Source organism: Rhodococcus sp. PBTS 1 (genome assembly GCF_001620025.1).
Taxonomy (GTDB): domain Bacteria; phylum Actinomycetota; class Actinomycetes; order Mycobacteriales; family Mycobacteriaceae; genus Rhodococcoides; species Rhodococcoides kroppenstedtii.
The window spans coordinates 2,062,654-2,074,124 of sequence record NZ_CP015219.1 but is presented as its reverse complement, the minus strand read 5'-3'; the positions used below and the strand labels follow the sequence as shown (position 1 = coordinate 2,074,124).

General features: G+C 66.9%; 9 protein-coding genes, 1 tRNA gene and 1 other annotated feature. Of the genes, 3 read left to right on the top strand and 7 right to left on the bottom strand.

From position 1 onward, the window contains the following. Positions 1-6 precede the first annotated feature (6 nt). A protein-coding gene (locus A3Q40_RS09355) for an IS3 family transposase (protein ID WP_157889537.1) occupies positions 7-1,268 on the bottom strand; the annotation gives its coding sequence in 2 pieces (ribosomal slippage) (positions 7-974 and positions 974-1,268; 1,263 coding nt in all). Continuing rightward, positions 853-984, bottom strand: a sequence feature (AL1L pseudoknot). Its footprint overlaps the gene before it by 132 nt. Before the next feature lie 596 nt (positions 1,269-1,864). Further along, positions 1,865-1,938, bottom strand: a tRNA-Leu gene (locus A3Q40_RS09345). A gap of 121 nt (positions 1,939-2,059) precedes the next feature. Here A3Q40_RS09345 and A3Q40_RS09340 point away from each other — a divergent pair. Next, a complete protein-coding gene (locus tag A3Q40_RS09340) occupies positions 2,060-2,662 on the top strand; it encodes an ANTAR domain-containing response regulator (protein ID WP_068101686.1) in 603 nt (200 codons plus the stop codon). Positions 2,663-2,750: 88 nt separating this feature from the next. Here A3Q40_RS09340 and A3Q40_RS20800 read toward each other — a convergent pair whose 3' ends face one another. After that, positions 2,751-3,008: a hypothetical protein gene (locus A3Q40_RS20800; RefSeq protein ID WP_235606539.1), complete on the bottom strand. Its 258-nt coding sequence runs from the start codon at positions 3,006-3,008 to the stop codon at positions 2,751-2,753. Here A3Q40_RS20800 and A3Q40_RS09335 point away from each other — a divergent pair. Further along, positions 3,001-4,194, top strand: a complete 1,194-nt coding sequence (locus A3Q40_RS09335; RefSeq protein WP_235606538.1) for an ABC transporter substrate-binding protein — start codon at positions 3,001-3,003, stop codon at positions 4,192-4,194. The two genes, A3Q40_RS20800 and A3Q40_RS09335, sit on opposite strands and share 8 nt — an antisense overlap. Positions 4,195-4,268: 74 nt before the next feature. Here A3Q40_RS09335 and A3Q40_RS09330 read toward each other — a convergent pair whose 3' ends face one another. From A3Q40_RS09330 to A3Q40_RS09315, 4 genes are read right to left on the bottom strand one after another with little or no spacing between them, the layout of a single operon-like run. Continuing rightward, complete coding sequence (locus A3Q40_RS09330; RefSeq protein ID WP_068101680.1) at positions 4,269-5,078, bottom strand: ABC transporter ATP-binding protein; 810 nt, start codon at positions 5,076-5,078, stop codon at positions 4,269-4,271. Continuing rightward, positions 5,075-6,091, bottom strand: a complete 1,017-nt coding sequence (locus tag A3Q40_RS09325) for an ABC transporter ATP-binding protein (RefSeq protein ID WP_068101677.1) — start codon at positions 6,089-6,091, stop codon at positions 5,075-5,077. Before A3Q40_RS09325 ends, A3Q40_RS09330 begins: the two co-directional genes overlap by 4 nt. Next, entirely contained in the window at positions 6,081-7,073 is a 993-nt protein-coding gene (locus A3Q40_RS09320) for a branched-chain amino acid ABC transporter permease (protein WP_068101674.1), read from the bottom strand. Before A3Q40_RS09320 ends, A3Q40_RS09325 begins: the two co-directional genes overlap by 11 nt. 1 nt (position 7,074) lies before the next feature. Next, the gene (locus A3Q40_RS09315; protein ID WP_170851510.1) at positions 7,075-8,457 is read right to left on the bottom strand and encodes a branched-chain amino acid ABC transporter permease; all 1,383 of its coding nucleotides are present in this window, start codon (positions 8,455-8,457) and stop codon (positions 7,075-7,077) included. 209 nt (positions 8,458-8,666) lie between these two features. Here A3Q40_RS09315 and polA point away from each other — a divergent pair, with 209 nt between their 5' ends. Then, a complete protein-coding gene (gene polA, locus A3Q40_RS09310; protein WP_068105749.1) occupies positions 8,667-11,405 on the top strand; it encodes a DNA polymerase I in 2,739 nt (912 codons plus the stop codon). Positions 11,406-11,471: the final 66 nt, after the last annotated feature.

Here is an 11,471-nt window from a genome sequence, read left to right as displayed (position 1 = left end):
CTTCGTTCAGGCCACCTCGCGGTCGGAGGCGGCGGTGGAGCTGTTCTGACGGTAGTCGTTCTCGTACTCGATGGGCGAGGTGTAGCCGATCGAGGAGTGCACCCGGGTGGTGTTGAACCAGTGCACCCACGCCGCGGTCTCCCGCTCGACCTCCGCGCGCCCGGTCCACGACCGTTGGCGGTCGATCAGCTCCGACTTGTAGAGTCCGATCGTCGATTCCATCAATGCATTGTCGAGCGCGTCACCGACCGACCCGATAGATCCGGCGATGCCGGACTCGGCGAGAGCCTCGCTCAGGGCAATCGACGTATATTGCGACCCGGCGTCGCTGTGGAACACCAAACCCGTTGCTGTGAAAGCGAAGTCGGCCCGTCGGCGAGTGAACAACGCTTGCTCGAGGACACCGGTCACCAGCGGTGTCGCCTTGGTCGTCATCACCCGCCACCCCAGGATCCGGCGGGAGAACACATCCACGACGAAGGAGGTGTACACGAACCCTGCCAGCGTCCAGCAGTAGGTGAAATCAGCAACCCACCACTGATCCGGGCGGTCCGGCAGGGCCCATCGCCGGTCGATCAGGTCCGGATGCCGCGGCGCCCGGTCGTCGCGTTCGGTGGTGATCGTGCGCCGGCGGCCCCGCACCACTCCGACGGCTCCGCAGATACTCATAAGCCGGCCGACCTGATCACGGCCGACGTCGTGACCGGCACGTTTCATGGTGTGCCACATCTTGCGCACCCCGTATAGGCGCCGGTTCGCCACGAACATCGTGTGGACGGTGTTCGCGGCGTACGCCTCGACCAACGCGGCGGCGGAGACGGTGCCGCGCTTCTTGGCGGCGTAGTAGGTGGACGGGGCGATCTTCGTTCCGTGCTCGGTGAGCACGGAACAGATCGGGGCGACCCCGAATCGGTCGCGGTAGCCGTCGATGTAATCGACGATCACCGCAGTCGGCGGTCGACCTCCGCCGCCGCGAAAAACGCCGATGCTGTCTTGAGAATCTCGTTGGCCCTGCGCAATTCGGCATTCTCACGCTGCAACTTTTTCAGCTCGGCATCGCGATCGGATACCGTCGACGTCCCTTCGGGCAGATCGTCACGATCAATTCTGTCGATCCAATTGCGCAACGTCTCGGGTTTGACATCGAGCAACGCACCGACGTGCTTGCGAGCCGCCAGCTTCGAATCACCGTGCTCGGCGACCCGTTCCCGATACATCCTCACCGCCCGCTGGCGGGTCTCCTCGTCGAACTTCCTCGGTGCTGCCATGACTGCATTCTCCTGGTGAGATCACAGTCTCCACCAGACCCAGGACGGTTCACCCCCGAGCCCTCGGGCGTCGAACTCGGCCGCACCCGAGTCAATCGTGGATTGGCAGTCGTCGAATAACCCGCATGCCGTGCCATGGACGGCACGCTGCGCGTCGCGTCGTGCATCGAGCGGTCGTCCAGCTACTCGTGGCTCAGTCTGGGCCCGACGGATGTGCAGCGCCAAGCCTCGGGGTGTCCGACGAACCAGAACACGGCTCGAAGCAGGTACGTGCGCCGATGGTCGCGACCGCCCTTGACGGGCCTGGCCATGTTGCGAACGGCAACCTCGCCGGCCGAAACAGACGTCGTGCAACCGAGAATCACACCGACCTCGTGTCCGGCTCGGTGCGTGGAGCAGAAGCCTGTGAGCCGGCGGGCCGGACAAACTACACGAATCTTCGTGTGAATGATCCTCAGTGCAGCTGCATCGGCACACTTCTGGTGCAATCGCAGATCCACAAGACCAGGGACGCTTCACGGTGAGCAGGCACCCTGTGTCGAGGCATCTGTTACGGCTCGACGACCGGCTTCACTGGTAAAGCGCGAGAAGTTCGGTGCCCTCGGTGAGACTCGAACTCACACTGCACGGGTTTTGAATCCGTTTCCTCTGCCAATTGGGATACGAGGGCGTGTGCGCCGCGCGAGCGGTGCGGTGTTCGAGTGTAGAAGATCGAGCCGGCCGGAGCCGCACCGGTACCCTCGCAGTGCCCGAGCGCGACGCGGCGGTCGGCGAACCCGAGGAGGTGTTCGATGAGTGCAGGGTCACGGGCTCGTCGGGTGGTCGTCGCCGAGGACGAGTCGCTCATCCGGCTCGATCTCGTGGAGATGCTGCGCGAGGAGGGGTACGAGGTGGTCGGCGAGGCCGCGGACGGTCAGCGCGCAGTCGACCTCGCGCGCGAGACGCGGCCGGACCTGGTGATCATGGACATCAAGATGCCGCGGCGCGACGGCATCGACGCCGCGTCCGAGATCGCCGCGGAACGAGTGGCGCCGGTGGTGATCCTGACGGCGTTCGGTCAACGCGAGTTGGTGGAACGGGCTCGCGATGCCGGCGCCATGGCGTACCTCATCAAGCCGTTCTCCAAGACCGATCTGGTGCCGGCGGTCGAGCTGGCCACCAGTCGGTTCGCAGAGATCACCGCGCTCGAGGGCGAGGTCGCCGATCTGAAGGATCGACTGGACACGCGCAAGCTCGTCGACCGCGCGAAGGGTCTGCTGATGACGTCGCAGTCCCTCTCGGAACCCGAGGCGTTCAAGTGGATTCAGCGCGCCGCCATGGACCGACGCACCACCATGAAAGCCGTCGCGGGCATCGTCGTCGAGACCCTCGGGCCGGTCTCCGGCACGCCGTGATCACCTCCGTCGGGGTGTGCCCGGGGCCGTCCCGGCGGTGCCACGTTACGACGACGTCAAATCTGGCTGTGCCCACGTCACAGTAGGGTCACAGGCCTCGATCGGCCGGTCGCCGGGCCGTCGTGAGGGCTAAGTTCACCTTCACGAGCGTCACGGCTTTCGATTCCGTGCGCCCAATTTCGAGGAGACCCCAGATGGCAAAACGAACCATCGTTCGGACGGCTGCGGTGGTGAGCGCGGCGTCGCTCGCCCTGTTCGGCTGTTCTTCGAGCGACGATTCGAGCTCCGGCGGCGACACCAGCGCTTCCGGCGGCGCGTCCGCATCCGCGGAGCAGACGGTGAACACGGACTGCACACCCGAGCAGGCCACCGCCGGCGCGACCCCCGTCACCACCCCGCTCAAGATCGGCACGCTGTTGCCGGAGACCGGCAGCCTTGCCTTCCTCGGACCGCCGGAGGTCGCGGGCGTCCAGCTGGCCGTCAACGACGTGAACGCCGCGGGCGGAGTCCTCGGCCAGCCTGTCGAGCTGATCCCCGGTGACTCGGGCGACACCACCACCGACACCGCCAACACCACCGTCGACCGCGAGCTCGCCGCGGGTGTGTCCGTCATCGTCGGCGCCGCGTCGTCGTCGGTGTCGCTCAAGGTGATCGACAAGATCGCCAGCGCCGGTGTCGTGCAGTTCTCGCCGGCGAACACCTCCGACCAGTTCGTCTGCTACGCGGACAAGGGTCAGTACTTCCGCACCGCTCCGACGGATGTGCTGCAGGCGCAGGCACTCTCGCAGCTGATCGCCGAGGACGGCGGCCAGCGCGTGTCCATCCTCGCGCTGAACGATCCCTACGGCACGGGGCTCGCACGCAACACGCAGGCCAACCTCGAGGAAGCCGGCATCGCGTCGGATCAGATCCAGACGATCATCTACGACCCCAATGCGCAGTCGTTCAACGCCGAGATCGACCAGGTGAAGAACTTCGACCCGGATGCGGTGGCGCTCATCGGTTTCGAGGAGTCGGCCAAGATCATCACCCGCATGCACGAGATCGGGATCGGACCGTCCGACGGCATGGCCGTCTACGGTGTCGACGGCAACATGGGCAACGCGCTCGGCGAGTCCGTCGGACCGGGCCTGCTGGACACGATGAAGGGCACCACGCCGCTCACCGACACCGGCGCGGACTTCCAGAACCGCCTCAAGGGGATCAACCCGGCTCTGGTGGACTTCAACTACTCCGGTGAGTCCTACGACGCCGTGATCGTCTCCGCTCTGGCTGCGGAGCAGGCGAAGTCGACCGCGGGTACCGACATTGCGGCCAACATCAACTCGGTCACCAAGGACGGACAGAAGTGCACGTCCTACCAGGAGTGCCTGCCGCTGGTGCAGGCCGGCACCGACATCGACTACGACGGTGTCACCGGTGAGCTCGCGTTCACCGATTCCGGTGAGCCGGGCGTCGGCTCCTACGGCAAGCTGGTCTTCGGACCGGACAACACGTTGACCACCGAGGACTACATCGTCGTCGGCGGCTGACACGCCCCACCGAGAACGGGCCCCGACTCCTCGCGGAGTCGGGGCCCGTTTCTCGTGTGCGGGGGAGTGGGCCGCTACTTCTTCTCCTTGCTCCCCGCGAGGGTGCCGAGGTAGAGCTCGATGACCTTGGGGTCGGTCATCAGGTTCGCGCCCGTGTCGGTGTAGGCGTTGCGCCCCTGGTCCAGCACGTAGCCCCGGTCGCAGATCTGCAGGCAGCGACGGGCGTTCTGCTCGACCATGATGATGGACACGCCCGCCGCGTTGATCTTCTTGCAGCGGATGAAGACCTCGTCCTGGAACATGGGGGACAGACCCGCGGAGGGCTCGTCGAGCAGCAGCACCGACGGGTCCATCATGAGGGCGCGGCCCATCGCGACCATCTGCCGCTCACCGCCGGACAACGCCCCGGCCTTGACCTTGCGCCGTTCGCCGAGCAGCGGGAAGAGCTCGCTCACGAAGTCGAACCGCTCCTGGAACTGCTTGGGCCGCAGATAGATTCCCATCTCGAGGTTCTCTTCGATGGTCAGCGAGGGGAAGACGTTCTGAGTCTGCGGCACGTATCCGACGCCCTTGGTCACCAGGACGTGCGCCTCGGCCGAGGTGATGTTGTCCCCGCGCAGGGTGACCGACCCGCTCCGGATGGGGATGAGGCCGAACAGCGCCTTCAGCAACGTCGACTTGCCGGCGCCGTTGGGGCCGATGATGCCCACGATCTCGCCGTCGTTGAGATAGAAGTTGCACTCGCGCAGGATGTTCACGCCGGGGATGTACCCGGCGACCAGGTCGTCGGCGCGGACGAGAGCGTCGGCGGCGAGCCGCCGGTGCTCCTCCGGCGTGGCGGCGTGTTCGGCCGGAGTCAGCTGCGAGGCAGCGGGTTCGGTCATGACGTGGTCTTCCTGTCCAGATCGATCTCCGGTTCGGCGTCGGAGAGATCGCCGCCCGCTTCGAGGGTCTCGGCCTCGGCCTGCTCGAGCGCCTCGGCCAGTTCGGCCGTGGCGCCCACCGGGTTTCCGTTCTCGTCGAACTCGAGCGCCTGATCGTGATGGCTGCCGAGATAGGCGTCGACGACGGCCTCGTTGTCGGCCAGGTTCTCCGGCGCCGATTCGGCGATGACGCTGCCCTGGGCCATCACGACGACCCAGTCGCTGATGTCCCGGATGACGTCCATGTCGTGCTCGACGAAGACCACCGTCATGCCGTCGTCGCGCAGTGACTTGATGTGTCCCAGAAGGCTCTGTGTCAGAGCCGGATTCACGCCGGCCATCGGCTCGTCGAGCATGACGACGGCCGGGTCGGTCATGAGCGCACGCGCCATCTCGAGCAGCTTGCGCTGTCCGCCGGACAGCGATCCGGCGAGATCGTCACGCTTGGCGTCGAGCTTGAAGCGAGCCAACAGGTCGTTCGCCCGCTCGGTCACCTCGCGTTCCTGGGCCTTCCAGGACCACGGCATCAGCGTGTTGAGGATGCGCTCACCCTTTTGACCGGTGGCCCCGAGCCGCACGTTGTCGAGCACCGTGAGCTTGGACAGGGCCTTCGTCAGCTGGAAGGTCCGCACCACGCCGTGACGGGCCACCTGATGAGGAGTCATGCGGCCCAACGACTTGCCGTCCATCGACCACGTGCCGGTGTCCGGTCGGTCGAAGCCCGTCAACAGGTTGAACAGGGTGGTCTTGCCGGCCCCGTTGGGGCCGATGAGACCCGTGATGCATCCGCGCTGGATCTCGAGATGAGCGACGTCGACGGCCTTGAGTCCGCCGAAGGTGCGCGAGACGCCGTCGACCACGAGGGTCGGATCGGGTTTGGCGACACCGGGGGTGTTGGCGACGTCGGCGAACAGCGACCGGCGTGCGTCGGCGCTGAGCGGCTTTCGTGCCGCCACGGTCTGACTACTTGGCATCGAGCTGTACCTCCCGCTTGTTGCCCAGCAGTCCCTGCGGGCGGAAGATCATCAGCACCGCGATGAGGATGCCGAGGAGGACGAATCGGGTTGCGCCGACCTGCTGTTCGGTCATGGGGATCAGCGGATCGGGTCCTGCGGCCGCCTGGCGCAGCAGGACGTCGGGAATCGAGAGCAGGAACCAGAACAGCATTGCTCCGACGACCGGTCCGAAGACCGTCGCGGCGCCGCCGAGGATGAGGGCGCCGAAGGCGAAGAAGGTCTGCGCCGTGGAGTAGAAGTCCGGGTTGATCGACTTGGTCTGCAGCGCGTTGAACACGCCGCCGAGGCCGCCGATCATGCCGCCGAGCACCAGCGCCTGCATCTTGTAGACGAAGACGTTCTTGCCCAGCGAGCGGGCGGCGTCCTCGTCCTCGCGGACGGCCTTGAGCACGCGTCCCCACGGACTGTGGGTGAGCAGATAGACGAGGCCGCACAGCACCAGGACCAGCGACCAGCCGACCACCATGGCCCACAGGTCGTCGCCGTAGAACTTCACGCCGACGAAGTCGTACTGTTTCGCGGAGTCGAAGGGGCTCAGGCGCGTGAACGGATCGGCGAAGCCGAAGAGACCGTTGGTGGAGCCGGTGACGCCGTCCGACGCCGTGGAGCGGAAGACCAGACGCAGGATCTCCGACGCGGCGATGGTGACGATGGCGAGATAGTCGGCACGCAGGCGCAGAGTGGGAATGCCGAGGACGAGCGCGAGCAGGCCGGCGGCGGCGAGGCCGACGATGATGCCGAGCCACAGCGGCTGCTGGTAGGTGATGGTCATGATGCCGACGCCGTATCCGCCGAGGAGGGCGAATCCGATCTGACCGAAGTTGAGCAGTCCGGCGTAGCCGAAGTGCAGGTTCAGGCCGATGGCGAGCAGCGCGTAGAAGATCGCCGACGGTCCGACGAGTTGGGCCAGGGAGACCTGGAGAGCTCCGATGATGTCCATGTCAGCCGATCCTTTGCCGCGAGCCCAGGATGCCTTGCGGCCGGACGATGAGGATGACGATCAAGACGAGCAGTCCTCCGATGTATTTCAGGTCGGGGTTGATGACCAGCGTGGACCACTGCACGAGCAGGCCGACGATCACGCACCCGAGCAGAGCCCCGTAGGCGGTGCCGAGCCCGCCCAGGGTGATGCCCGCGAACATCAGCAGGAGGAGCTTGAAGCCCATCTCCCACTGGACGCGGCCGCCGAGTTCGGAGAGTCCGAACAGCACGCCGCCGAGGGCCGCGAGTCCGCCGCCCATGCACCAGACGAAGGTGACGACGCGCTCGACGTTGATGCCCGACGACGCGGCGAGGTCACGGTTGTCGGCCACCGCGCGCATGGCCTTGCCGATACGCGTCTTCTGCAGCATGAGGGCGACCAGAACGAGCACCACGACGCTGATGACGATGCAGGCGAGGTTGACGTCGGTGATGGCGAACGGTCCCCACTCGCGCTGCTGCTGTGCCTGGTAGTCGGCGAACGGCTCGGAGCGATCGGAGAAGAAGATGAGGATCAGGTAGCGGAGCGCGATGGCGAGACCGATGGAGACCACCAGCTGACCGATCAGGCCGGTCTTGCGCCGTCGCAACGGTTTCCACAGACCGACGTTGTTCAACCAGCCGACCGCGACACCCACGATCACGGCGAGGATCGTGGCCGGGATCAACTGGATGCCGAAGGTGACGTTGAAGATCCACGCAGCCACGGCACCGAGGGTGACCAATTCGCCGTGGGCGAAGTTCGTCAGTCCGGTGGTGCCGAAGATCAGGCTGAGCCCGATCGCGGCGAGCGCGATCACCAGACCGAAGCGAAGGCCGTCGATCGTGGTCCGCAGGAACTGTTCGTAGAACGGCACCACCGTCGCCGTGCGCGCCTCACCGAAACTGAAGATGACCGTGTTGGCGCGGCCCTCGACGACGGTGCGTTGCACGTCGCCCTGCACGGACACGCCGTCCGGCAACGTCTCGGGGTCGATGCGGAACGTGTAGTCGCCGGGGGACACCGGAAGTGTCCAGCGCCCACCGGTTTCCGACGTGGTGCGCGCGACTTCGGCGCCGGACGCGTCGACGGCGAGGACGTCCACGCCGACCAGCCGGTCGCCGCCGTTGTTGAGACTGCCGCTGACGTTCACGGCGTCGGCGGGTGGTGTGGCCGGGGTGGCGCCGGGGCTGTCCGACGACGTGGCGGGGGCCGGGGCCGGTGGAGTGGTGGGCTCCTGAGCGAGGGCCGAGCCGGCGAACGTGGCTGCGGTGATCAGGCTCAGGAGTACGACGACGAACGCGCGAACGGCAGTGGCGGTAGCCAGTGCCGAGCCGGGTCGCCGAGGACTCGAGGGGGGCACGCGGTGGGTCCTCTCGGACGATCGAATGGCGCCGAGGTGTTCGGCGACTGTCTGCAAGAGTCGGACTCTATAGCGATCGAGGTTTCCGACAGGGCCGCTTCGATTTCTTCGGTGTTGCGGTCTTGTTTCGATGCCTCCACCGTCGGGTGGGCCGCGAGTCGGGCGCGGGCCGCCCCGAGGTGTCGGTGGTCGTCCCTAGACTGGGCGGCGTGAGTCCCGCTGCCAGCACCTCGTCCGCCGCGTCGTCCACGAGTGGGAAGTCGGCGGCCGCGACGTCGCCACTGCTGATGTTGATCGACGGTCACTCGGTCGCGTACCGCGCGTTCTATGCGCTGCCGGCCGAGAACTTCCGCACCACCAGCGGACAGACCACCAACGCGGTCTACGGCTTCACCGCGATGTTGATCAACCTGCTGCGGGACGAGAGCCCCACGCACGTCGGCGCGGCGTTCGACGTCTCGCGGCAGACCTTCCGTGCGGACATGTACGCCGAATACAAGGCCAACCGCATCAAGACGCCCGACGAGTTCGCCGGACAGATCGACATCACCAAGGACGTCCTCGGGGCGCTGGGCATCCCGGTCATGGCCGAGCCGGGGTACGAGGCGGACGACATCATCGCCACGCTGACCACGCAGGCGGTGGAGGCGGGCTACCGGGTGCTGGTCGTCACAGGTGACCGGGATTCCATCCAGCTGGTGAACGAGCACGTCACCGTGCTGTATCCCCGGAAGGGTGTCTCGGACCTCACGCGCTTCACCCCGGAGGAGGTGCAGGCCAAATACGGCCTGACGCCGCAGCAGTACCCGGATTTCGCGGCGCTGCGCGGCGATCCCAGCGACAACCTGCCCGGCATCCCCGGGGTGGGGGAGAAGACCGCCACCAAGTGGATCAGCCAGTTCGGCAGTCTCGACGCCCTCGTCGACGGCGTCGACACCGTTCGCGGGAAGGTCGGCGACGCGCTGCGCGCGAACCTCTCCAGCGTGGTGCTCAACCGCCAGCTCACCGAGATGGTGCGCGACGTCCCCCTGCCTTACACGCCCGATCAGCTGCAGCTGCAACCGTGGGACCGCGAGCGGGTCCACGCCCTGTTCGACGATCTCGAGTTCCGCGTGCTGCGCGATCGCCTGTTCGACACGCTGACGTCCACCGAGCCGGAAGCGGAGGAGGGCTTCGAGGTTCGCGGGCGGGCGCTCGTGCCCGGCGAACTCGGCGAGTGGCTGCAGACGCACACCGCGCAGGGCCGCACCGGCCTGTCCGTGGTGGGATCGCGCTCGCCGTTCGACGGCGACGCGACCGCACTGGCCTTCGCCGCGGCGGACGGCGAGGGCGCCTACGTGGAGACGGTCGCGCTCGACGAGTCCGACGAGGCCGCGCTGGGGCAGTGGCTCGCCGACGCCGAGCGTCCGAAGGCGTTCCACGAGGCCAAGTGGGCGTTGCACGCGCTGCGCGGACGCGAGTGGACGGTCGCGGGCCTGTCCAGCGACACCGCCCTGGCGGCCTACCTGGTCCGTCCGGGCCAGCGCAGTTTCGCCCTCGACGACCTGTCGTTGCGTTATCTCAAGCGTGAGCTGCGGGTGGAGGACGGCGGCGACTCCCAGCTGTCCCTGCTCGACGACGCGGACGAGACACAGGCCGCCGTCGCCGAGGGCGAGATCCTCAAGGCACGCGCGGTAGCCGATCTCGCCGACGCCCTGGACGCCGAACTGGACGAGATCGAGTCGCGTCCGCTGCTCGCCGACATGGAGCTGCCGCTCCTCGAGGTGCTGGCCACCGTCGAGAACACCGGCATCGCGATCGACCTCGACCATCTCCACGATCTGCAGAGCCAGTTCGCCGGCGAGGTGTCCACGGCGGCCGAGGCCGCGTACGCGGTGATCGGCAAGCAGATCAACCTGGGGTCTCCCAAGCAGCTCCAGGTGGTGCTGTTCGACGAGCTCGACATGCCCAAGACCAAGCGCACCAAGACGGGGTACACGACCGACGCCGAGGCGTTGCAGTCGATGTTCGAGAAGACCGAACATCCCTTCCTGCGGCACCTGCTCGACCACCGGGACGCGACGCGTCTGAAGGTCACCGTCGACGGCCTGCTCAAGTCGGTCAGCAGCGACGGGCGCATCCACACCACCTTCAACCAGACCATCGCGGCCACCGGCCGGCTCTCCTCGACCGAACCGAACCTGCAGAACATTCCGGTCAAGACCTCGGCCGGGCGACGCATCCGAGAGGGCTTCGTCGTCGGCGAGGGGTACGACTCCGTCCTCACCGCCGACTACAGCCAGATCGAGATGCGCATCATGGCGCACGTCTCGGGCGACGAGGGTCTGATCGAGGCGTTCAACACCGGCGAGGACCTGCACAGCTTCGTCGGCTCCCGCGCGTTCGGCGTGCCCATCGACGAGGTCACCCCGGAGCTGCGTCGCCGGGTGAAGGCGATGTCCTACGGACTCGCCTACGGCCTCAGTGCCTACGGCCTGTCGCAGCAGCTCAAGATCTCGACCGACGAGGCCAAGGAGCAGATGGACGCCTACTTCTCCCGCTTCGGCGGGGTGCGCGACTACCTGCACGAGGTGGTCGAGGCCGCGCGCAAGGTGGGGTACACGTCCACCCTGTACGGCCGCCGTCGCTACCTACCGGACCTCACCAGCGACAACCGTCAGCGCCGCGAAGTGGCGGAACGCGCTGCCCTCAACGCGCCCATTCAGGGCACGGCCGCGGACATCATCAAGGTGGCCATGATCGACGTCCAGCGCGGGTTGGTCGAGGCCGGACTCACCTCACGCATGCTGCTGCAGGTGCACGACGAACTGGTCCTCGAGGTCGTCGAGTCCGAACGCGAGCAGGTCGAAGAACTGGTGCGCGCGAAGATGGCCGGTGCGATCGAACTCTCGGTGCCCCTCGACGTGTCGGTCGGCTTCGGCCGGACGTGGGACGACGCCGCGCACTGACGGAAGCGCCCCGCACCGGCGACGACGAACGACGGCGCGGAACCTAGTGGGTTCCGCGCCGTCGTG

Coding starts and splice junctions, on each gene's coding strand:
- A3Q40_RS09340 (WP_068101686.1), top strand. CDS start 2,060: ATGAGTGCAGGGTCACGGGCTCGTCGGGTGGTCGTCGCCGAGGACGAG.
- A3Q40_RS09330 (WP_068101680.1), bottom strand. CDS start 5,078: ATGACCGAACCCGCTGCCTCGCAGCTGACTCCGGCCGAACACGCCGCC.
- A3Q40_RS09325 (WP_068101677.1), bottom strand. CDS start 6,091: ATGCCAAGTAGTCAGACCGTGGCGGCACGAAAGCCGCTCAGCGCCGAC.
- A3Q40_RS09320 (WP_068101674.1), bottom strand. CDS start 7,073: ATGGACATCATCGGAGCTCTCCAGGTCTCCCTGGCCCAACTCGTCGGA.